Consider the following 24,175-nt stretch of genomic DNA (forward strand, 5'->3'; position numbering starts at 1 on the left):
ATGGCATGCAGTTTAAAGATATAGGAGTACTCGCGGCGGTTATTATGATCATTGCGATGCTTGTCATCCCGTTACCACCTTGGTTATTAAGTTTCTTGATTATTATTAACATCACACTTGGGCTAATGGTTTTACTAACTGCCATGAATATGCAGGAAGCACTACAATTCTCTATATTTCCATCGCTATTATTATTACTCACTTTATTTCGTCTAGGATTGAACGTTTCTACAACGCGTGCGATTCTGTCGGAAGGTAACGCAGGTGGAGTGGTTGATACATTTGGTACATTCGTTACCGGTGGAAATATTATTGTAGGACTTGTAGTGTTTGTTATTTTGATCATCATTCAATTTATTGTCATAACAAAAGGTTCGGAGCGTGTTTCCGAAGTTGCAGCCCGTTTTACGCTTGATGCTATGCCGGGTAAGCAAATGAGTATTGATGCCGATTTAAACGCAGGAATGATATCCGATATTGAAGCCCGCACACGTCGTGAAAAAGTAAGTAACGAAGCCGATTTCTATGGTGCAATGGATGGTGCAACGAAATTCGTAAAAGGTGATGCTATTGCCGGAATTATCATCGTTATAATCAATTTATTGGTCGGTATGATCATTGGTGTCGTGCAGATGGGATTGCCATTTGCGGAAGCAGCACTTCAATTCTCTACACTTACAGTCGGAGATGGAATTGTTTCTCAAATACCAGCACTGTTGATTTCGACAGCGACAGGTATCGTAGTGACACGTGCTGCATCAGAAGGAAACTTAGGTACAGATATAACGAATCAGTTATTAGGACAGCCTAAATTACTTTATGTAGCATCTATTACCATTCTATTACTAGGTCTTGCTACACCGATTAATGACGTATTAACCATTCCAATTGCGGGTGTATTAGCAATTAGTGCGTTTATGATGTCACGTAAGGAAGACGAAGATCCAGATGAATTATTAGAGATGGAAGAAAATGTAGAGACGGAAGGTTTGAAAAAGCCTGAAAATGTCGTAGATCTCTTGAATGTTGATCCCATTGAGTTTGAATTTGGTTATGGTCTCATACCACTTGTAGATGCAACGCAGGGTGGAGATTTACTGGATCGTGTTGTGATGATTCGTCGTCAGTTGGCGATCGAACTTGGACTTGTCATTCCGGTTGTTCGTATCCGGGATAATATCCAATTACAACCTAACGAATATCGTATCAAAATTAAAGGGAATGAAATGGCTAGAGGAGAATTATTGTTAGATCATTATCTAGCTATGAGTCCTGGGGGCGAGGATTTAATAGAAGGAATAGATACTGTAGAGCCTTCGTTTGGATTGCCAGCAAAATGGATTACGGAAGAAGCGAAAGAAGATGCGGAAATCATGGGCTACACAGTCGTGGATCCACCAAGTGTCGTATCAACACATTTGACTGAAGTCATTCGTGCCAACGCATCCGATTTACTCGGACGTCAGGAAACCAAGCAATTAGTAGATCACGTACATGAAACCTATCCAATTTTGGTTGACGAACTGACACCCACTCCATTATCTATTGGCGAGATACAAAAAGTACTTGCTAAATTATTGAATGAACAAGTATCTGTCCGCAATTTGCCGATCATTTTTGAGACGCTTGCAGATTATTCAAAGTACACGTCCGATGTAGATGTACTGACAGAGTACGTCAGGCAATCATTGGCGCGTCAGATCACGAGCCAATTTGTTGTAGGTAATGGGGCGTTAAAAGTATTAACAGTCTCTGGGAAAGTAGAGAAACTAATTGCTGATAGTATCCAACAGACCGAACAGGGGAACTTCCTTTCCATTGATCCTTCGCAATCTCAAATGATACTGGAGCGGATTGCGCAAGAAGTCGAACGGGTAGCGATGTTGGATCAATCACCTGTTATCTTATGTTCACCTGCTATTCGTATGTACTTACGTCAAATTACGGAGCGGTATTTCCCGCAAATACCTATACTGTCTTATAATGAATTGGAAGCATCAGTGGAAGTCCAAAGTGTAGGGGTGGTGGATATTTAATGAAAATGAAAAAGTATACAGCATCTACTATGGTCGAAGCTATGGCAAGAGTTCGTGAAGATTTTGGAGACGACGCGGTCATTCTTAGTTCAAACGTTACAAAAACAAAAGGCTTTTTGGGTCTATTTCGTAAACGTTTAGTAGAAGTGGTCGCAAGCTATGATAAAACAAGTCTTCAACGTTCCTATGAATCTCCAGTAGGTTCTGTGCAACCTGTTGCGGAACCTAAAACTGTTGAACGCATGCAAGACGAAATGCGTGAGATCAAACAAATGTTGAAAGACATACAGCAAGTGGATCATACATTTGAGAAATATCCTGATGAACTATTACCCATATTGAAGAAATTACAGATGCAAGGTCTAAGTAATGAATACGTCTCAGAGATTGGCAATCTAGTGTTCAATCGAATGAAGCAAGATAAGATCGATTTTACTGAAGAGCAACAAATGGAATTGATTAGAACGTGGTTCAGTGATCGCCTTCACAATATACCATTCGGCGGGATCTCTTATCAGAAAAAATTTATAAATGTACTTGGTCCGACGGGTGTAGGGAAAACAACGACTATTGCGAAAATCGCTGCACGCGCATTATTAGAAGAAAAAAAGAAGGTTGGTTTTATTACGACCGATACGTATCGAATTGCGGCAATTGAACAGTTACGAACATACGCCAACTTACTTCAGGCGCCGGTCGAAATTGCCTATAACGAAGAAGATTTCTGCACCGCAATCGAAAAATTAAAAGATCGTGATCTCATATTTATCGATACAGCAGGAAGAAACTACAAAGAAGCAAAATACGTCGATGATTTATCGAGTCTCATTGATTTTTCATTAGATATGGAAACGTTTCTTGTGTTATCTACTACATCAAAAGAACAAGATATGGACATGATCATTAGACAATTTGATAAGTTTCCAATCACAAAAATCATATTTACGAAAACCGATGAAACCAATTCAGTTGGGTCGATTATTAATTTGATGCTGAAATACAGTTTAGGAATGGCATACTTCACTGATGGACAAGAAGTACCTGAGGATTTGACAGAAGCCAGTTTGGAAAAGGTATTGGATCTTCTATTGGCGGGTGATACACGTGCATGATCAGGCGGAAGAATTGCGACTAAAAATGATGAAAAGTCAAAGACCGGTGGCTCGCTCAATTGCCATCGTCAGTGGTAAAGGTGGGGTAGGTAAATCGAACTTCACTGCTAATTTCTCATATGCACTCGTAGCAAAAGGCAAAAAAGTATTAATTATGGATATGGATATCGGAATGGGTAATATTCATATATTATTTGGGGCTACACCAACGTATCATCTAAAAGATTATTTGACTGATCAGCAACCATTACAGAATGTCGTGACACCAATTGAAGAAAATCTTGCATTTATCGCGGGTGGATCGGGACTGGAAAATGTGGTGGAGTGGTCGGATAAGATGTTCGAACGATTAATAGAAGCTTTCTCTGTTTTACAGATGGATTATGATGTCATATTGTTCGATATGGGTGCAGGAGCAACGAAGAGTTCGATCGACTTGATTTTGGCGATGGATGAAATTATTTTAATTGCGACACCGGAGCCTACTTCTGTTACAGATGCATATTCGATGATCAAATTCATCTGTCTTCAAGATGCGACCAAAGCTATTCACATAGTGAGTAACCGGGTTCTAAAAGAGACAGATGGACGTGACTCCGTGGCACGTCTTCAACTAGCTATGCGAAAATTCTTATTCGTAGATACTAATGTTTTAGGATTTTTACCAGACGACATCCATGTTCGTAATGCAGTAATCGCTCAGATCCCTTTCGTTAAATTGTATCCTAGTGCAAAAGTTAGCAAGCGAATGCTGGCGATCACGGACACATTTATACACGGCAACAAACCATTCACATCTATTGAAACCTCTGGATTCTTAGATAAAATTAAAGGTGTTTTTTTGAAGGGGCGTGTGTAATTTGATCACCACAAAGAAAAAACGAATTCTCGTTGTAGATGACTCGGCTTTTATGCGGAAGTTAATTTCTGATATGTTGAATAAACATCCCATGATGGAAGTGATCGGCATTGCTAGAAATGGCAAAGACGCAGTGGAAAAAGTACGTGATCTTCAGCCGGACGTTATTACGATGGACATTGAAATGCCTGTAATGAATGGGCTGGAAGCTTTAAAGTTCATTATGAATCAAATGCCGACCCCTGTAGTGATATTATCAAGTACGACCAAACATAATACAGAAAATGCAGTGTTGGCGATAGAATACGGAGCTGTCGATGTGATAGCCAAACCAGGTGGTGCTATATCACTAAACCTTCATGAAATTGAAAAAGAAATTGTGGAGAAAGTATTCGCAGCATCAAGTGTAGTCATCCAAACATTGACGCGGCAAATAACGCCGACACAAAAACGTCAAACAGCTACAACAAGCAAACCAAACCTCGAGAATGAAGACAGTACCATTCCGACATTATCTGTGCACGCAGTAAAAATACCTGAAAAAAAGACACTTATTGCTAAGAAGTTTGTTATAATAGGTACATCGACTGGTGGACCAAGGGCCTTGCAAGAAGTTATTACAAAGTTTCCAACAGATTTTCCATATCCGATTCTAATTGTCCAGCATATGCCACCTGGATTCACTAAATCTTTAGCTGAACGACTAAATGGTCTGAGTGAGATAACAGTTAAAGAAGCTGAACACGGCGAACCGATTGAAAATGGTACAGCTTATATCGCGCCAGGCGGCTTGCATTTGAAGTTTGAGAAATCTAGAACAGGTTATCAAATTGTTTTAGACAGAGATGAGGCACCTCGTTCTGGACATCGCCCCGCAGTAAACGTGTTATTAGAATCTGCATCAACACATAAAGAACTACAATATGTCACAGCGATCATGACAGGCATGGGCTATGACGGCAAAGAAGGTATGGAATTATTACGTGCTTCATGTAAGACGATTACTATAGCGGAATCTAAAAACACGTCCGTTGTATATGGAATGCCTAAAGCTATAATTGATGCAGGTCTCAGCGACGAAATTAAAGACGTACAACAGATCGCCAAAGCAATAATAGGAAATTTGAAGTAATTAGGGGGCTTTACAATGGATGTAAGTCAGTATTTGGATATGTTCATCGAAGAGAGTAAAGAACACTTGCAAGCTTGTAGTGAACAGTTGCTGGCGCTAGAGAATAATCCGGATGACCTGGCAATTGTCAATGAAGTCTTTAGAGCGGCACATACGCTTAAAGGAATGTCAGCGACAATGGGATACGAAGACATTGCAAATTTGACACATAAAATGGAGAATGTCCTGGATGCAATTCGAAACTCGAAGATCCGTGTTACAACAGAAATTCTAGATGTAGTATTTGAAGCTGTCGATGATCTCGAACTAATGGTACAAGACATTGAATCAGGTGGTGACGGAAAAAAAGACGTCAGCAAGTTAGTAGATACTCTTAATCGAATTGAAGCCGGACAACCACTTGATTTAACCACTGAGCCTGCAGCAACAATTGAGGAGGTAACGACTGAAGTCGTAACTTCGGCAGGAATTCATTATGATGAGTTTGAGTTGACGGTTATTTCTCAATCTGCTGAGCAAGGTTTTAATGCATTAGAGATCACAGTCACACTGCGTGATGATTGCTTGCTGAAAGTAGCCCGGGTATTCATGACATTTGAAATTTTGGAAAAGTCAGGCGAAGTGATCAAAACGATTCCTACAGTAGAACAATTAGAAAATGAGGATTTTGATCAGAAATTTACAATTGTGTTATTGACTCAAGAAGACGCTGAAGATCTAAAGGCTAAAGTGCTGAAAGTTTCTGAAATAGAAGATGTACATATTACACACATCACAGACGAATATGTGCAGAAATATAAACAAGCTTTATTGAATGAAAGTGATACTGATACCGAGCCAGAAGTTATAGATACTACAATTACGCCTGGGGTTCAAGATATGAAACCGAAAGAAACACCAAAAGAAGCAATAAAGACCAAAAAGACGGCATCTTCCAATTCCAATAAAACCATCCGGGTAAATATCGATCGACTCGATATTTTGATGAACTTATTTGAAGAGCTTGTCATTGACCGTGGTCGACTTCAATCGATTGCTAGTGAATTGCATAATCCTGAATTGAATGAATCCGTAGAAAGAATGACACGAGTATCTGGTGACTTGCAAAACATCATTTTAAATATGCGAATGGTACCTGTCGAAACAGTCTTCAATAGATTCCCTAAAATGGTTCGACAATTAGCACGTGACCTCAATAAGAAAATCGATTTGGAAATTATCGGTGCTGAAACAGAGCTGGACCGTACCGTAATAGATGAAATTGGAGATCCGCTCGTTCATTTAATACGGAATGCACTAGATCACGGTATCGAAACGCCAGAAGAACGGATTGCGAATGGCAAGCCAGAGATTGGCACTGTCACATTACGTGCCTATCATTCGGGTAACCATGTATTTATCGAGCTCGAAGATGATGGAGCGGGTGTAAACCGTGAACGCGTCGTAGGTAAAGCGATTGAACGTGGTATTGTCAGTCCGGAAGCTGCCGATTCATTGACGAATAAACAAGTAGCAGAATTGATATTAGCTTCAGGGTTTTCTACTGCAGCTTCCATTACAGATGTGTCAGGTCGAGGTGTGGGTCTGGATGTAGTGAAAAACACGATTGAATCACTAGGTGGACATATTTCTATTGATTCCACTGAAGGAAAAGGTTCGTTATTCCAAGTGCAGTTACCTCTCACTCTATCTATTATTTCGGTAATGTTAGTAGAGTTAGATGAAGAAGTGTATGCTATCCCTTTGTCTTCCATAATTGAAACTGCCATTATTCAAAAGGCAGATATTTTAAATGCTCACAATCAACCAGTGATCGACTTCCGCGGAACAATTGTGCCGTTGGTGGACTTAAAGGATATATTTGAAATGAAGAATAGAAGTAATGAAGAAGATGAGTTCCAATCAATCGTAATTGTTCGTAAAGGTGAAAATTTAGCTGGGTTAGTAGTGGATTCATTTATTGGCCAACAGGAAATTGTACTGAAATCACTCGGAGAATATTTACAGAGTGTCTTTGCGATATCAGGTGCTACGATTTTAGGAAATGGTCAAGTAGCTTTAATTGTGGACTGTAATGCGTTGATTAAATAATCGAGGTGAAGACATGACAAAAGCAACAGAAGTAAGCGACATGAAAGTGATCGTCTTCCAGTTGATGAATAAAGAATATGCAATTGGCCTTGACGTAGTAGAATCCATCGAGAAATCACTATCGATTACACGTGTACCCCGTATGCCTTCGTATGTTAAAGGAGTGTTAAATTTACGTGGGGTAGTGACACCGGTAGTGGACTTACGTGAACGGTTTGATATGGAGTATAAAGAGTTTGATGAAACGAGTTGTATTATTATCGTTTCGCATGCAGGTTCAGAAGTCGGATTAATTGTAGATGATGCGAATGACGTGATGGATGTTCCAACCAGTGCAATAGGCCCTCAACCGGAAGTAGTGGGATCTGTGGAATCCGAATTCATTTCAGGTGTGGCGAAAGTCGGGAAGCGATTGCTGGTCATGCTGAATTTGGAAAAAGTCCTTCAACCGATAAAGAAGGGGAATTCGGATGAATTCTAAAAATGACATTACAGAAATGCACCTTGATGTCTTAAAAGAAATCGGGAATATTGGAGCAGCACATGCTGCAACATCACTATCCCAGTTGCTAGGTCAGAAAATAGATATGCGGGTACCTAAAGTTGAATTGGTTACATTTGATGAAATGTTTGATTTAGCAGGTGGTACTGAGAAAGTAGTGGCAGGTATTTTTCTCCGTATCGAAGGAGATTTGACTGGCACAATGTTTTTCGTACTGACTATTGAATCGGCTACACAATTTATTCGCAAATTGACAGGGGACGTAGCGTTTACATTTACTGACGTAGAGGATTTGGGAATGGGTGCTTCCGCGCTTCAAGAGTTGGGAAACATACTGTCTGGTTCTTATCTATCAGCGCTTTCTGATTTTACTTCATTAAATATCTATCCAACTGTACCTTCATTAAGTATAGATATGGTGGGGGCTATTGTTAGCTTTGGCCTAATTGAAGTATCTCAATACAGTGATGAAGTCATCGTTATTGAGACGGAAATATTACAGGAAGGGAAACAAGGTGTTTCGAGTTTAGCGGGCCACTTCTTCTTGTTACCTGATCCACCGTCTTATCGCACGATCTTCAGTTCGTTGGGTGTCTTATAGATGGTCAGCGTTCAAACAGTAGTGCGTGTAGGGATTGCGGATATGAACATCGCAAAATCTCCTCAAACGATCCGCACATCCGGACTGGGATCTTGTGTTGGTGTAGTACTATATGATTCTTCGAAGAAAATAGCAGGTATGGTACATGTCATGTTACCTGACAGTGAGTTGGGCAAATCGACAAAACTGAACGTGGCGAAATTCGCAGATACGGGCATCCATGCTATGTTGGAGTTATTGAAAGCAGAAGGGGTTAGACCTTTCAGTATTAAAGCAAAAATTGCTGGCGGTGCACAAATGTTTCAGTTCGGTTCAAATGATACGATACGTATCGGTCCGCGTAATGTAGAAGCGGTAAAAAAAGAGTTAAAAAGATATTCGATCCCGATTATTGCAGAAGATACAGGGGGATCGAGCGGACGCACAATTGAATTTGATCCAGATACGAATATCCTGTATGTTCGTACCGTCAATGCTGGAACACAGGAAATTTAACAGTATGAACGAAGGCGGCTAATACATTAGTCGCCTTTATCTATTGTAATTTGTTATACTTATACATAAAGAGGCAAAATCGGTAGAAAGAACCTGACGGGAAAGGCGTGAATTCGATGACAAATCAAGATGTAACCGAACGGCATCAGTGGAAGTTATGGATTGAAAATCGTGATCCTGATGCAGGTGATACGTTAGTTCGAATGTATACACCGCTTGTGAATTATCATGTTCAACGAATCAGTGCTGGACTGCCGAAAAACGTATCACGTGATGAAATCAAATCTCTAGGCTATCAAGGGCTTTTCGATGCACTAACAAAATTTGATCCATCCCGTGACTTGAAATTTGACACATATGCTTCATTTCGGATTCGGGGTACCATTATAGATGGTTTGCGAAAAGAAGATTGGTTATCACGCTCTTCGAGAGAAAAAACTAAAAAAATGGATGAAGAAATTAGTAAGCTCGAACAAACCTACTTGCGAACGGTGACGCCTGAAGAAGTAGCAGACCACTTAGGCATTACAACAGATCAAGTCTATCAAACTGTCCATGAACAGTATTTTGCCAATGTACTATCCATTGATGAAAAAATGAATGATGACGATGACCAAGATCAAACTTTTGTATTGCAAGACGAACAAGCGAAAACACCCGAACAACAAGCCGTCAAAGGTGAATTAATTGAAGAGTTAATAGTAAAGATCAAAGAACTGAATGAAAATGAACAATTAGTACTTAGTTTGTTTTATCAAGAAGATATGACGCTGACGGAAATCGGAGAAATATTAAGTCTGTCTACATCTAGGATCTCTCAAATACATTCAAAAGCACTATTTAAGCTCCGGTCGCTGCTAGCGGCTGAAATTACGGATGGAGGGATTTTATGAGTTTGAAAGCGATTGAACTTCAAATAGCGATCCCGAAAACATTTGAAGCAGGTAAAATAGCTGAGCAAAAGCAGCAACAGTCTCAACTTGCTCAAGATAGTGCCAATATGCAAACAGAAAAGCAAACGCTAAAAAGCCGAGAAATGGTTTTGGAATCTGAACCATATGCAAAGTTAGATGGGGACGATCAGCAACCTAATGAACAGTCTCAACGACAACTAGAAAAAATAGAGAAAGAACAACAGCAAGCCAAGCATCCGTTTAAGGGTTCGTTTGTTGATTACAGCGGGTAATGTCATGGGGATTTTATTAGCTCTTTTATTCATTCTACAAATCATCGGTTTTCTGATCATGACATTGCTGTATGTAAAAATATCGAAATTCAATAACTTGGAAAAGAAACAACAACAGCTCATGAAAGAAATGGATCAGTCCATACTGGCTTATTTAGAAGAAATCAAAGAAGAAAACGACCGTTTGATTCATCAATTGAATCAGCGAACGGAAGATCAAATGGAGCACACTTCAAATTTAGCGCCAAGAGAGCAGTCCACATCAAAAAGTGTTGAAGTACCTGAACCACAACCGAAGCCGCATCCGGTTCCTGTACATTTTGCTTTACGTTCCTATCAGAAGATGGCGGAAATTGAAAAGGGTGAAAAAGAAACGAAGCCAGACTCAAACCTTAAACCACTTAGTGACAGACAGAAAGCGAAACAGCTTTATGCGGAAGGTACACCAATAGTAGATATAGCAAGAGAGTTGAAAAAAGGTAAGACAGAAATCGAATTGTTGTTAAAGTTTGACTGAAATTAAACACAGGAGTTGCAAACAACGTAGAATTGTGTTAATTTAATAGATGGTATTACTACACACGCGTGCGGATGAATGAGTGGGTGCCATTATGGTCACTTATTCGCTGGAAGTACGCGGAGGATAAAAAACCAATAGGAGGAATTAAACATGTCAGTAATCTCAATGAAACAATTGCTAGAAGCTGGTGTACATTTCGGACACCAAACACGTCGTTGGAACCCAAAAATGAAGAAGTATATCTTCGTGGAGCGTAACGGCATTTACATCATCGACCTTCAAAAAACGGTCAAAAAATTAGAGGAAGCTTACAACTTCATGCGCCAAGTCGGTGCTGATGGTGGTAAAGTTCTTTTCGTAGGTACGAAGAAACAAGCACAAGAAGCAATCAAAGAAGAAGCAGAGCGTGCTGGAATGTACTACATCAACCAACGTTGGTTGGGTGGAACATTGACTAACTTCGGTACTATTCAAAAGCGTGTAGCACGTATGAAAGCTATTGAGAAAATGGAAGAGGATGGCACGTTTGACGTACTTCCTAAAAAAGAAGTTTCTCAATTAAATAAAGAACACGAACGTCTTGTGAAATTCCTAGGCGGTATCCGTGACATGAAAGGCTTGCCGGATGTAATCTTTATCGTAGATCCACGTAAAGAGCGTATCGCGGTAGCTGAAGCAATCAAATTAAATATTCCACTCGTTGGAATCGTTGATACTAACTGTGATCCGGACGAAATCGACTATGTCATTCCTGCGAACGACGATGCAATCCGCGCAGTACGTTTACTTACAAGCAAAATGGCAGATGCTTTGATTGAATCCCGTCAAGGTGAAGACGACGAAGTAGCTGAAACAGTAAACGAAACAGCAACTGTTACTGCAGACTGAAATGAGTAAATGATGAGACGATAAGTGGCGTACCCCTTATCGTCTCTTTTTAAAGTAATAATCAACTTCAAATGATATTAATAGGAGGAATTTTCAAATGGCGACAATTACAGCCCAAATGGTTAAAGAACTTCGTGAAAAAACAGGCGCAGGTATGATGGACTGCAAAAAAGCATTGACAAAAGTAGATGGAGATATGGACGCAGCAATGGAATATATGCGTGAAAAAGGTCTTTCAAGTGCAGCGAAAAAAGCTGACCGTATTGCAGCTGAAGGTGTTGCAAACATTTTAATTCAAGGTAACGAAGCAGTTATTCTTGAAGTGAATGCTGAGACAGACTTCGTAGCGAAAAACGAAGGTTTCCAAACACTTGTTAAAGAAATTTCTGAGTTCTTACTTGCTACAAAACCTGCTTCAGTAGAAGAAGCTAACGTGGCGAAGTTAGATAATGGTTTAACTGTGTCTGAACATATTTCAAACGCAGTAGCTAAAATCGGAGAAAAAATTACTCTTCGTCGTTTTGAAATCCGTGAGAAGACAGATCAAGATGCTTTCGGTCCTTACCTACACATGGGTGGACGCATCGCAGTATTGACTGTTCTTGAAGGTTCAACAGATTCTGATGCAGCGAAAGATGTAGCAATGCATATCGCAGCTATGAACCCGAAATACATTTCACGCGATGAAGTATCTGCTGAAGAAGTGGAAAAAGAGCGTAACATATTGACTGAGCAAGCTTTGAATGAAGGCAAGCCAGAAAATATCGTAGCGAAGATGGTAGAAGGACGCCTAGGTAAATACTTCGAGGAAATCTGTGTCTTGGATCAAGCATTCGTTAAGAATTCTGATCAAAAGGTTCGTGATTTCGTAAAGTCTACTGGCGGAACATTAGTAGAGTTTATTCGTTATGAAGTAGGCGAAGGTATTGAAAAGCGTGAAGACAACTTTGCTGACGAAGTAATGAGCCAAGTAAAAGGTAACTAAGTATAATCCAATCGTACAGAGGGGCACATCCATCATGTGTTCCTCTTTTTTGAGAATAGGAAATTGCAGGAGGGCCAACATGAGTATTCCAATATATAAACGTATCGTGTTAAAATTGAGTGGAGAAGCATTAGCTGGAGATCAAGGCTACGGTTTGTCTCCGGAAGTTGTTAAATCGGTTGCAAGCCAAGTGAAAGAGTTGGTAGATCTTGGCGTAGAAGTAGCAGTAGTAGTAGGGGGCGGAAACATTTGGCGAGGGAAAGTCGGAAGTGAAATGGGAATGGACCGTACAACAGCTGACTACATGGGAATGCTTGCAACGGTTATGAACTCTCTTGCTCTTCAGGATGCTCTTGAGAAGCTAGGACCAGAAACTCGAGTCATGTCTTCCATTGATATGAGACAAGTTGCTGAACCTTACATACGCCGGAAAGCAATTCGTCATCTAGAAAAAAAGCGTGTTGTAATATTTGCAGCAGGGACTGGCAACCCTTATTTCTCTACAGATACTACAGCCGCTTTACGTGCTGCTGAAATCGAAGCGGACGTCATTTTAATGGCAAAGAATAACGTAGATGGTGTCTATTCGGCTGATCCGATGAAAGACTCAACAGCTACAAAATACTTAGAACTGTCCTATCTTGAAGTAATTAGTCAAGGGCTTGAAGTGATGGATTCTACTGCTTCGACTCTATGTATGGACAATGATATCCCACTCGTAGTATTCTCAATTATGGAAAATGGTAATATTAAAAAAGCCGTACTTGGTGATAAAATCGGGACGGTCGTCAGGAGGAATAAGCAATGACAAAAGAAGTAATGGATCAGACGAAAGAACGTATGGATAAAGCGCATGGTGCCTATTCAAGACAATTAGCATCTATCCGTGCTGGAAGAGCTAACGCGAGCTTGTTAGACAGAATTTCTGTTATCTATTACGGAGCTCCTACGCCATTAAATCAAATGGCTGGCATCTCCGTGCCAGAGCCGCGTTTGTTAGTCGTTCAACCATATGATAAGACTACAATCGGCGAAATCGAAAAGGCTATCATGAAATCGGATATCGGTATTACGCCTTCTAACGATGGGTCAGTTATTCGTCTTGCTGTACCTGCACTCACAGAAGAACGCCGTAAAGAATTGGTAAAAGATGTTAAGCGTGAAGCGGAAGATGCAAAAGTAGCAATTCGAAATGTCCGCCGCGACAGCAACGAAGACCTAAAGAAACTTGAAAAAGATGCGGAAATTACTGAAGATGAATTACGTCGGTATAATGAACAAGTACAAAAGCTGACGGATGAGTTTATCGAAAAAATTGATCAAACAGCAAAAGATAAAGAAAACGAAATTTTGGAAATCTGAGTACAGAACTTTCTATAAGGAGGAGCGTCCTACTTTTAGGACGCTCTTTTCTTGCTTTTGCATGCTATTTACCATGCAATTTGGTAGGATAGTCAGTAGGAGTATCCGAATAGAGCCAAGTGGGGGAACGCTATGCTTAGAAAACTAATGCGAAAGAAAACGGCAGACATTCAGTTGTTAGACGAACGGATTGAAGCTGTTAAAAATAGACAAATTCCTAACCATGTGGCGATTATCATGGATGGAAACGGAAGATGGGCGAAGCAACGTAAAATGCCACGAATTGCTGGTCACCACGAAGGTATGAAGACCGTTCGTCAAATCACCAATTTTGCAAATGCTATGGGTGTGAAAGCACTCACTCTTTACGCATTTTCTACTGAAAACTGGAAGAGACCTAGGATGGAAATTGACTTTTTGATGAATCTTCCGGGTGAGTTTCTCAATACGTATTTACCTGAGCTAATGGAAAAAGGTATCAAAGTAGAGATGATTGGGGATATGGATGCGCTTCCGAGTCATACAGAAAAGGCGATTAAGAAAGCAATAGAACAAACTAAAAATAACAAAGGGTTGGTATTGAATTTTGCAATGAATTATGGAAGTAGAGTGGAACTAGTTCATGCAATGAAAGAATTGGCAGGGGAAGTGGCTGCTGGAACATTACAAGTAGATGAAGTGGACGAAAGTTCAATTGAGTCCAAGCTAATGACTGCGCACTTACCTGAACCTGATCTACTGATTCGCACAAGCGGCGAAGTGCGTCTTTCTAATTTTATGCTATGGCAATTAGCCTATGCAGAATTCATATTTACGGATGTATTATGGCCAGATTACGATGAAGATTGCTTTTTACAAGCAATTGAAGATTTCCAAAAAAGGGATCGACGCTTTGGAAGCTTGGAAGGAGATCAGAACAGATGAAGCAAAGAATCATCACCGCAATTGTAGCTCTTGCACTTTTCGTGCCGTTGATTATCGTCGGTGGATTGCCGTTTATTATGATGATTTTTGCGATATCTACGATTGGCTTATACGAATTACTACGTATGCGTAATATGTCCCTTTTTTCTATAGGTGGATTTATCTCATGGTTACTACTACTCGTCATTTTACTTCCATTTAGATGGACAGGACAGGTAGAAAGTGTCTTAGGATTAGAGAAGCTTGAAATGATCTATGTATTGATATTATTATTATTGGTTTATACTGTAGTAATGAAAAATAAGTGGACATTCGAAGATATTGCTTTCAGTGCAATTAGTGCGCTGTATGTTGGTATCGGATTCTATTATTTAATTGAAACACGTTTATTCGGTTTGGAGTACATAGGCTATGCGTTACTTATTATCTGGTCAACAGATTCGGGTGCGTATTTTGTTGGACGTAAAATTGGTAAACGAAAGCTCTGGCCGGATATTTCACCTAATAAAACGATTGAAGGGTTTGTTGGGGGAATAATTTCTGCGATTGTGATTACGCTGATTTACAATATGTTTTACCCTATCGCTACGTCATACGTATCGTTTATTATTATAACAATAGTGGCATCAATTGTAGGTCAAATGGGAGACTTAGTGGAATCTGCATTGAAACGTTTCTACAACGTAAAAGATTCAGGGAAATTGTTGCCTGGGCATGGGGGCATTATGGACCGATTTGACAGCTTACTATTTGTACTCCCACTGCTTCATTTTGTTCAATTCATAGGATAATGGAAAGGAAGTTCATAATATGAAGAAAATCAACTTGCTTGGTGCTACGGGTTCTATAGGGACTCAAACATTAAGCATTATTGCAGCTCATCCTGATCGCTTTGAATTAACTGCGATGTCGGCTGGGAGAAACATTCAAAAAGTAAGTGAGATCATTACACGATTTCATCCTAAGTTGGTATCTGTTTTACAAGAAGCCGACGCGGTACGCTTACAAAATGAATTTCCTGAAGTTCATTTTGTTCATGGCGATGAAGGACTAATTGAAGCAGCGGTAGGAATGGAAGCCGATATCTTACTGAACTCAGTCATCGGTAGTGTAGGATTGAGACCAACACTCGCTGCGATAAAAGCCGGCATGACGATTGCGATTGCTAATAAAGAAACGCTAGTAGCAGCTGGTGATGTAGTTGTAGAAGCGGCACAACGTTACAATGTTCCACTTGTTCCAGTGGACAGTGAACACTCTGCATTATTCCAGTCATTAAATGGTGAAAATCCAAAACGTATCACAAACTTAATTTTAACAGCATCCGGTGGGAGTTTTAGAGACTTAACACGAGATCAACTTCAGAACGTTACGGTAGAACAAGCACTTGCACATCCAAACTGGTCGATGGGTAATAAATTAACTATTGATTCGGCAACGATGATGAACAAAGGGTTAGAAGTGATAGAAGCGCATCATTTATTTGCGATGCCATATGATCAAATTGAATGTTTACTACATAAAGAAAGTATTATCCACTCGATGGTGGAATTTGAAGATACAAGCGTCATGGCACAATTAGGTTCACCCGATATGCGAGTTCCGATTCAATACGCACTGACATATCCAGACCGTATTCCGATGGCTGATGCTAAACGTCTTCGTCTCGATGAAATCGGTAAATTACATTTTGAAAAAATGGATTATGAGCGATTTAAAGCCTTGTCACTTGCATATGATGCAGGTAGGGAAGGAGGCACTATGCCTACAGCGATGAATGCGGCCAATGAAGTGGCGGTTCAACTGTTCATGGAAGGTTATATTTCTTTCATGCAAATTGAAGAAATCATTGAACGAATGATGCAGCAGCATCAAACTATTCAAAATCCTAACTTGGAAGAAATTTTGGAGACAGATCGCGATACGCGAAAAAGAGTCTATGGTATAGTTAAGTATAAAGATTAATTCAGGCTGTTACAGCCGGTGAAGGTGGTTACTGAATGGAAACGGTTATTGCGTTTATAGTAATATTCGGGACACTTGTAGCATTTCATGAGTTTGGCCATTTCTTGTTTGCTAAGAAGGCTGGCATCATGGTTCGAGAGTTCGCTATCGGAATGGGACCTAAAATTTTAGCCGTTCGTAAAGGTGAAACACAATACACAATCCGCTTGTTGCCTTTAGGAGGATATGTACGGATGGCTGGCGAAGATTTCGATACCGTCGAATTACAGCCAGGTTACCGCGTAGGTTTATTATTGAATGCACAAGATGAAATAGAAAAAGTTTACTTAAATCGAAATGTTTCCAATCCGAATATCTTAAACGTGGAAGTAGAGAAGTCGGATCTGGATAAAGAATTATATATTGAAGGATATGATGAAGATGGACAATTGGTTCATCTAAAAATCTCCAGAACAGCTATGATTATCGAAAAAGGACAAGAAACATTAATTGCTCCCTACGATCGTCAGTTTGAATCTAAGTCATTGGGTAGCAGAGCGTTGGCAATATTTGCGGGACCGCTTTTCAATTTCATCTTGGCATTTTTCATATTCCTAGCTCTTGGGTTAATGAATGGCGTACCCACCAATGAACCGATTATCTCAGAAGTGAAGCCAGATACGCCTGCAGAGATGGCTGGTATGAAAAAAGATGACTTAATTACAGCAGTAGACGGTAAGTCAATAGATTCTTGGCCGGAATTTTCCGAAGCGATTCAAAAAAGCGCGGGAGTTCCTATGTCTATAGAAGTTGATCGGGCAGGCAAACAAGTAATTTTAGACGTAGTACCCGATACAGTAGAAGATGCTGGACAGGAATTCGGTCAAATTGGGGTTATGTATTCAAGCCCATTGGAAAAAGGATTTATTAAGTCTATAGTGTTTGGTGCTGAACAGACATACACGTGGACTGTGAAGATCTTTGAATTATTAGGTATGCTAGTCACGGGTCAGTTCACAATAGACGCGTTGTCCGGTCCTGTAGGTATCTATAAAGCAACAGAAGAGGTTGCTCAACACGGTATCTTCAATTTGATGAATTGGGGCGCTGTACTAAGTATTAATTTAGGGATTATGAACTTACTACCATTACCTGCGTTAGACGGTGGAAGACTATTGTTCTTCCTATTTGAAGGCTTGCGAGGTAAACCGATTGATAAACAAAAAGAAGGCATGGTGCATTTTGTAGGTATCATGTTATTAATGGTTTTGATGCTTGTTGTGACATGGAATGATATACAACGATTTTTCTTCTAAAAAAGGTGGATGTATATGATGAAACAATCGAAAACATTTATACCCACAATGCGTGAAAATCCATCCGATATAGAGATGCGTTCGCATCAATTATTATTGCGAGCAGGTTATATCCGACAGAATGCCAATGGTGTTTACACATATTTAACTCTTGCACAAAGAGTATTCAGAAAAATTGAAGCGATAATTCGTCAAGAAATGGAAGCCATAGAAGGAATTGAAATTTCTTTACCGGCGCTGCAGAGCTCGAGTATTTTAAAAGAAACTGAACGGTGGGATTCATACGGTAAGGAAATGTTTCACGTCGCTGATAGACAAACCAATCAATTAGCATTGAGTTCCAGTGATGAAGAAGCGATTATTGACTTATTGCGTGATGAAGTTCGGTCGTATAAGAAATTACCATTAACGATTTTTCAAATCAAAACAAAATTCCGTGACGAAATTAAACCGCGTGCTGGCTTACTTCATAGTAGAGAATTCATAAGAAAAGACGCCTACTCATTCCATTCAACACAAGAGAGTTTGGATGAAAAGTATTTGGAAGTGATGCAGGCATACACTAATATGTTAACCCGTCTCGGTATGCATTTCCGAATGGTGATATCAGATGGTGGAACAGGTTCTCATGAGTTCATAGCATTGACCGAAAACGGAGAAGATCGAATTGCATATAGCGATAGCTCTTCTTACGCTGCCAATATGGAGTTTGCTGAAGTTCAGGTGGATTACGAAACACCAGACGAAAAGCAAGTAGAGATGATAAAAATCTCCACTCCGAATCAACGTACCATTGAAGATCTCGCTTCATTTTTGTCAGTTAATCCTGAGCGTATAATCAAATCATTGGTGTATAAAGTGGACAGTGAATTTGTCATGGTGGTATGTCGAGGCGATCATTGCGTTAATGAATATAAATTAAAGCGTTTTTTAAACGTAAAACATATGGAGTTGGCAACAGAACAACAGATTGAAGAATTACTAGGTTGTCATACCGGTTCGGTCGGCCCAGTGAAATTACCGATCGGTGTAAGGGTGTATGCTGATCATGCAGTCAAAGCAATGGTCAACGTAGTAGCAGGTGCGAACATTGACGACTATCACTTATTAAACGTCAATCCGGAACGTGATTTTGCTATTGATGATTACGTGGATATCCGTTTCGTTCAAGAAGGAGATGCTTCTCCTGATGGAATGGGTACGATTAAATTCACTGAAGGAATAGGTGTGGGACATCTGCGTAAACTGGGGACCATCTTCAGTGAGCAGATGAAAGGAACTTTCCTCAATGAACATGGTAGAACAAAACCTTTCATTATGGGAAGTTATAGTCTGGGGATCTCTCGTTTACTGGCTACAATCGCTGAGCAGTTCAATGATGAAAAAGGCTTGAAGTGGCCGAAGCATTTAGCACCATTCGATATTCATTTGATCACAATGAATGTCAAGGATGAAGTTCAAAAGCAGCTAGCTGATGAGTTATATGCAGTTCTAGAGTCTTATCGATATGATGTGTTATATGATGATCGTAATGAACGAGCGGGTGTGAAATTCGCTGATGCCGACTTGATTGGTTTGCCAGTCCGCATTATAATTGGCAAGAGAGCTAATGAAGGCATCGTGGAAGTCATGTACCGCCACAGTGGTGAATCAATAGATTGGCAAAAGGAAGAAGTGTTGGAAAAGCTTCAATCCTTCTTTAGTGCAGATTAATCCAAGAAGGGGAGTCCGTTAACGGAACTTCCCTTCTTTTCGCGATAGAACGGAGGAATATAAAATGGATGCCGCCCAAAAGTTTTTAACTTTGCTGCAACAGACGGGACTGACAGATGATCAGTTCATGAACTATTTTCAAAACGGAGAATTGAACCGTGTAACCGTTCAAAAGAAAACTAGAGTGTGGAAATTTAATATCACACTTGATGAAGTGTTACCTATCGAGGTATTCCAGATTATGCAACAACGTGTTCATGAATCATTCGCTGCGATAGCGAATGTCCATCTTGAAATGGAAGTAAGAAAAAAAGAAGTAAATGAACAATTAATTATAGATTATTGGCCGCTAATTATAGACGAGCTAGCAGATATATCTCCTCCTATGCGCCAGTGTTTAGTCGAACAAAAACCTAAAGTACACGGCGGAAAATTACTGCTTAATTGCTCGAGTGATTTGGAGTGTCAAACGTTAAAAAATAAATATGTCGAAACATTGTCAGCGTTATATCAACAATTTGGGTTCCCGAAGTATATGTTCGATGTTTCGATCGTTGAAAATCATAATGCAGAAGAAGAACGCCAACAGTTTCTCTCACAAAAGCAGCAAGAAGAAGATCTATTATCCAAGCAAGCATATCATCAGTTGCAACAACGTGAAACGATGAAAAGTGAACAAGGGGATTCTGATAGAGTATTGGCCCTTGGCACACCGATCAAAGCCAGCGAGCCAATTATTCCAATCCATGAAATACAAGATGAAGAAAGACGTTTGATTATAGAGGGCTTCGTATTTGATGCAGAGATACGGGAGTTGCGGAGTGGTCGTTCACTACTAACACTGAAAGTAACAGACTATACCGATTCCATCTTAGTCAAAATGTTTTCACGTGATAATGAAGATGCGGAAATCATGAAATCCTTCAAAAAGGGTATGTGGGTTCGAGCTCGTGGCGGTATACAGAACGATACTTTCGTTCGGGACTTAATCATGATGGCACAAGACATTGCGGTTATTCCTACTATTGAACGCAAAGACAAGGCGCCTGATGGACAGAAACGTGTGGAATTACATGCGCACACGTCTATGAGTCAAATGGATGCAGTGGTTTCTGCGTCATCACTAGTTGCCCAGGCAGCTAAATGGGGACATCCCGCGATTGCGATCACAGATCATGCGAACGTTCAGTCTTTCCCAGAAGCTTATAACGCTGGTAAGAAACATGGTATTAAAGTGTTGTTTGGTTTAGAAATCAATCTGGTAGATGACGGTGTTCCCATTGTCTATGAAGAGCAACACCGTTTGCTTGAGACGGATACGTATGTTGTATTCGACGTAGAGACCACAGGCTTGTCAGCTGTATACGACACGATTATCGAGCTTGCAGCTGTTCGAGTGAAAGATGGAGAAATCATTGACCGATTTGAACGCTTTGCCAACCCGCATCATCCGTTGTCTTCTGTGACGACGAATCTAACAGGCATTACAGATGACATGGTGGAAAATGCACCAGAAGTTGAAGACGTCATGGCTGAGTTTATAGAATTTATCGGGGATGCAGTGTTAATTGCACATAATGCATCGTTTGATATGGGCTTCTTTTATGCCTCATGTAAACGTGCGAAAATAGAAACAGTCGCTTATCCGGTCATTGATACATTGGAGCTTTCTCGTTTCCTTTATCCTGAACTGCGAAACCACCGTTTGAACACGTTGGCTAAAAAATTCGATATTGAATTAACGCAGCATCACCGTGCTATTTACGATACAGAAGCTACTGCGCATCTATTTTTGCGCTTGCTATCAGAAGCACAGGAAAAAGGCATTAAGTGGCTTGATGACCTCAATAAGAATATCGGTGAGGGAGATGCCTATAAACGTTCACGACCTTCACATTGCACTTTACTTGCAACGGATGATGAAGGGCTGAAGAATCTATTCAAGCTCGTGTCAATCTCGCATATGGACTTTTTCTATCGCGTACCTCGTATTCCTCGTTCGTTACTCGTGAAATATCGAAAAGGAATACTAGTCGGTTCGGGTTGTGATAAAGGGGAAGTATTCGAAGGATTAATGCAAAAACCGATGGAAGAAGTGGAAGAAATCGCAAGCTTTTATGATTACTTGGAGCTCCATCCTAAGCCGGTCTATTCGCATCTACTCGAACTCGATTTAATTCGGGATGAGTGGAACCTTGAAGATATCATGCGCAAGATGATTAAGCTTGGTAAGAAAACCGGTTTACCTGTTTGCGCGACAGGGAATGTCCATTATCTAAATGAAACCGACGCTACCTATCGAAAAGTACTTGTCCGTTCACAAGGTGGAGCAAATCCGCTGAATCGGCACTCGTTACCTGAAGTTCATTTCCGTACGACGGACGAAATGTTGAAGGAATTTGAATTTTTAGGTGAAGACGTAGCGCAAGAAATTGTAGTAGAGAATCCCCTGAAAATTGTAGATCGTATAGGTGAAGTGAAACCGATTAAAGATGACTTGTATACACCGACAATAGAAGGTGCAGAGGAAGAAGTACGAGATCTAACGTATTCCATGGCACAACGAATATACGGTGAAACTTTACCGGAGATCGTTGAAGCCCGAATTATAAAAGAATTAACGTCTATTATCGATAATGGCTTCGCAGTTATTTATCTAATTTCGCATAAATTAGTAAAGAAATCATTAGATGATGGCTACTTGGTTGGTTCGCGGGGGTCTGTCGGATCTTCATTCGTTGCCACCATGATGGAAATCACAGAAGTAAATCCATTGCCACCACATTATGTTTGTCCGTCTTGTAAGACGTATGAGTTTTTTGATGATGGTTCAGTTGGTTCAGGTTATGACTTGCCAGATAAGGAATGCCCAAATTGCCAGACCATGTTTAAAAAAGATGGGCAGGATATTCCGTTTGAAACTTTCCTGGGATTTGCTGGTGATAAGGTTCCAGATATCGATTTGAACTTCAGCGGTGAGTATCAAGCACATGCACATAACTATACAAAAGAACTGTTCGGTGAAGATTATGTGTTTCGGGCCGGAACAATAGGTACAGTAGCTGAGAAAACTGCATATGGATATGTTCGAGGATATATGAATGATAACGATATCCAAATGCGTGGTGCAGAGATTGACCGGCTTGTACAAGGTTGCTCAGGCGTGAAGCGGAATACAGGGCAGCATCCTGGCGGTATTATTGTTGTGCCAGATACAATGGACATCTTTGACTTTACGCCAGTTCAATTCCCGGCAAATGATCTTGAATCTAGTTGGAAAACCACGCATTTTGATTTCCATTCCATTGATAATAATTTATTGAAACTAGATATTCTAGGTCATGATGATCCGACGATGATTAAAATGCTGGAAGACTTATCAGGCATCGATGCAATGACTATACCGCCTGATGATAAAGGTGTTATGGAATTGTTTAGTGGTACATCATCTCTAGGTGTTACAGAAGAACAAATTGACTGCAAAACAGGAACTCTTGGCGTGCCTGAATTTGGAACACGATTTGTACGGCAAATGTTGGAGGAAACCAAACCGTCTACGTTCTCTGAATTAATACAGATATCTGGACTGTCACACGGTACCGACGTTTGGCTAGGTAATGCACAGGAATTAATCCAAAATAAAACATGCCAATTATCAGAAGTGATCGGTTGCCGTGATGATATTATGGTGTATTTGATCTATCAAGGACTCGAACCTTCTCTTGCGTTTAAAATTATGGAATCCGTGCGAAAAGGTAAAGGGTTGACACCTGAGTTTGAAGAAGCGATGAAAGAAAATAAAGTGCCAGCTTGGTATATCGGATCGTGTAAAAAAATCAAATACATGTTCCCGAAAGCTCACGCCGCGGCATACGTATTGATGGCTCTACGAATCGCGTACTTCAAAGTACATCATCCCATCATGTATTATGCGACGTACTTCACCGTACGAGCAACCGACTTTGATTTGGTGACGATGTGCAAAGGATCTGCAAGTATTCGAGCGAAAGTTAAAGAGATCAATGCAAAGGGATTGGAAGCATCTCCAAAAGAAAAGAACTTAGTGGTTGTTTTGGAAATTGCACTTGAAATGGTTGAGAGAGGATTTACATTTGCGAAACCTGACCTCTATAAATCGGATGCGACACAGTTTCTAATTGAAGACAATAAACTGATCCCACCGTTTAACTCGATTCCTTCACTAGGAACTAACGTTGCGAAGACAATTGTTGAAGCAAGAAAAGACGGTGAGTTTTTATCGAAAGAAGACTTCCAGAAAAGAGGCCGTGTGTCTAAAACGGTTGTTGAATATCTGGATAACCTCGGTTGCATGGAAGGAATGCCTGAAGCGAACCAACTATCCCTATTCTAATGGGCTCGTGACGGTTGCTTCAGTTGCATTGTAAAAGGCCTTGTGATACGATTAAAACAACTTTTGCTATACGTCTTGCGGAAAAGAGTGGGGCTTCCCGCTCTTTTCTGTTGTTATTTTGAATTTCGGGAGGGATA

At 40.3% G+C, this 24,175-nt stretch carries 21 protein-coding genes; all 21 read left to right on the forward strand.

All coding sequences use genetic code 11. From position 1 onward, the window contains the following. The first annotated feature begins 5 nt into the window (after positions 1 to 5). The 21 genes from flhA to CSV61_RS03215 all read left to right on the forward strand — a co-directional run bounded on the left by flhA (position 6) and on the right by CSV61_RS03215 (position 24,038). Positions 6 to 2,036 (forward strand): flagellar biosynthesis protein FlhA, encoded by a 2,031-nt coding sequence (flhA, locus tag CSV61_RS03115; protein WP_099638068.1) that lies wholly within the window; start codon positions 6 to 8, stop codon positions 2,034 to 2,036. Beyond that, positions 2,036 to 3,148 (forward strand): flagellar biosynthesis GTPase FlhF, encoded by a 1,113-nt coding sequence (gene flhF / locus CSV61_RS03120; RefSeq protein ID WP_099638069.1) that lies wholly within the window; start codon positions 2,036 to 2,038, stop codon positions 3,146 to 3,148. The genes flhA and flhF overlap by 1 nt, the downstream gene beginning before the upstream one ends. Continuing rightward, a complete protein-coding gene (locus tag CSV61_RS03125) occupies positions 3,141 to 4,007 on the forward strand; it encodes a MinD/ParA family protein (RefSeq protein ID WP_099638070.1) in 867 nt (288 codons plus the stop codon). Before flhF ends, CSV61_RS03125 begins: the two co-directional genes overlap by 8 nt. A gap of 52 nt (positions 4,008 to 4,059) precedes the next feature. After that, positions 4,060 to 5,139, forward strand: a complete 1,080-nt coding sequence (locus CSV61_RS03130) for a protein-glutamate methylesterase/protein-glutamine glutaminase (RefSeq protein ID WP_233193509.1) — start codon at positions 4,060 to 4,062, stop codon at positions 5,137 to 5,139. A gap of 15 nt (positions 5,140 to 5,154) precedes the next feature. After that, positions 5,155 to 7,230: a chemotaxis protein CheA gene (locus CSV61_RS03135; RefSeq protein WP_099638072.1), complete on the forward strand. Its 2,076-nt coding sequence runs from the start codon at positions 5,155 to 5,157 to the stop codon at positions 7,228 to 7,230. 13 nt (positions 7,231 to 7,243) lie between these two features. After that, complete coding sequence (locus tag CSV61_RS03140) at positions 7,244 to 7,711, forward strand: chemotaxis protein CheW (RefSeq protein ID WP_083035447.1); 468 nt, start codon at positions 7,244 to 7,246, stop codon at positions 7,709 to 7,711. Next, positions 7,701 to 8,333: a chemotaxis protein CheC gene (locus CSV61_RS03145; RefSeq protein WP_083035448.1), complete on the forward strand. Its 633-nt coding sequence runs from the start codon at positions 7,701 to 7,703 to the stop codon at positions 8,331 to 8,333. The genes CSV61_RS03140 and CSV61_RS03145 overlap by 11 nt, the downstream gene beginning before the upstream one ends. Beyond that, positions 8,334 to 8,828 carry a chemotaxis protein CheD gene (locus CSV61_RS03150; RefSeq protein ID WP_083035449.1) on the forward strand — a complete coding sequence of 165 codons (495 nt, stop codon included), beginning with the start codon at positions 8,334 to 8,336 and terminating at the stop codon, positions 8,826 to 8,828. A gap of 116 nt (positions 8,829 to 8,944) precedes the next feature. Then, entirely contained in the window at positions 8,945 to 9,721 is a 777-nt protein-coding gene (locus CSV61_RS03155) for a FliA/WhiG family RNA polymerase sigma factor (RefSeq protein WP_083035450.1), read from the forward strand. Next, the gene (locus CSV61_RS03160) at positions 9,718 to 10,014 is read left to right on the forward strand and encodes an RNA polymerase subunit sigma (protein ID WP_099638073.1); all 297 of its coding nucleotides are present in this window, start codon (positions 9,718 to 9,720) and stop codon (positions 10,012 to 10,014) included. The genes CSV61_RS03155 and CSV61_RS03160 overlap by 4 nt, the downstream gene beginning before the upstream one ends. A gap of 4 nt (positions 10,015 to 10,018) precedes the next feature. After that, positions 10,019 to 10,531, forward strand: a complete 513-nt coding sequence (locus CSV61_RS03165; RefSeq protein ID WP_143561051.1) for a hypothetical protein — start codon at positions 10,019 to 10,021, stop codon at positions 10,529 to 10,531. A gap of 153 nt (positions 10,532 to 10,684) precedes the next feature. Beyond that, complete coding sequence (gene rpsB / locus CSV61_RS03170) at positions 10,685 to 11,422, forward strand: 30S ribosomal protein S2 (RefSeq protein WP_029053181.1); 738 nt, start codon at positions 10,685 to 10,687, stop codon at positions 11,420 to 11,422. 97 nt (positions 11,423 to 11,519) lie between these two features. After that, a complete protein-coding gene (tsf, locus tag CSV61_RS03175; protein ID WP_083035453.1) occupies positions 11,520 to 12,407 on the forward strand; it encodes a translation elongation factor Ts in 888 nt (295 codons plus the stop codon). 79 nt (positions 12,408 to 12,486) lie between these two features. After that, on the forward strand, positions 12,487 to 13,215 hold the full coding sequence (gene pyrH, locus CSV61_RS03180; protein ID WP_083035454.1) for a UMP kinase: 729 nt from the start codon (positions 12,487 to 12,489) through the stop codon (positions 13,213 to 13,215). After that, a complete protein-coding gene (gene frr / locus CSV61_RS03185) occupies positions 13,212 to 13,769 on the forward strand; it encodes a ribosome recycling factor (protein ID WP_083035455.1) in 558 nt (185 codons plus the stop codon). Before pyrH ends, frr begins: the two co-directional genes overlap by 4 nt. Positions 13,770 to 13,901: 132 nt before the next feature. Beyond that, positions 13,902 to 14,693, forward strand: coding sequence for an undecaprenyl pyrophosphate synthase (locus CSV61_RS03190; RefSeq protein WP_099638075.1), 792 nt, complete (start codon positions 13,902 to 13,904; stop codon positions 14,691 to 14,693). Then, positions 14,690 to 15,484 (forward strand): phosphatidate cytidylyltransferase, encoded by a 795-nt coding sequence (locus tag CSV61_RS03195; RefSeq protein WP_099638076.1) that lies wholly within the window; start codon positions 14,690 to 14,692, stop codon positions 15,482 to 15,484. The genes CSV61_RS03190 and CSV61_RS03195 overlap by 4 nt, the downstream gene beginning before the upstream one ends. A gap of 19 nt (positions 15,485 to 15,503) precedes the next feature. Next, on the forward strand, positions 15,504 to 16,658 hold the full coding sequence (gene dxr / locus CSV61_RS03200) for a 1-deoxy-D-xylulose-5-phosphate reductoisomerase (protein WP_099638077.1): 1,155 nt from the start codon (positions 15,504 to 15,506) through the stop codon (positions 16,656 to 16,658). A 35-nt stretch (positions 16,659 to 16,693) separates the two neighbouring features. Then, positions 16,694 to 17,953 (forward strand): RIP metalloprotease RseP, encoded by a 1,260-nt coding sequence (rseP, locus tag CSV61_RS03205; protein WP_083035459.1) that lies wholly within the window; start codon positions 16,694 to 16,696, stop codon positions 17,951 to 17,953. An 18-nt stretch (positions 17,954 to 17,971) separates the two neighbouring features. Beyond that, positions 17,972 to 19,666 (forward strand): proline--tRNA ligase, encoded by a 1,695-nt coding sequence (locus tag CSV61_RS03210; protein WP_099638229.1) that lies wholly within the window; start codon positions 17,972 to 17,974, stop codon positions 19,664 to 19,666. A 64-nt stretch (positions 19,667 to 19,730) separates the two neighbouring features. After that, a complete protein-coding gene (locus tag CSV61_RS03215) occupies positions 19,731 to 24,038 on the forward strand; it encodes a PolC-type DNA polymerase III (protein ID WP_099638078.1) in 4,308 nt (1,435 codons plus the stop codon). Positions 24,039 to 24,175 lie beyond the last annotated feature (137 nt).

Source organism: Sporosarcina sp. P3 (genome assembly GCF_002743415.1).
Lineage (GTDB): Bacteria > Bacillota > Bacilli > Bacillales_A > Planococcaceae > Sporosarcina > Sporosarcina ureae_A.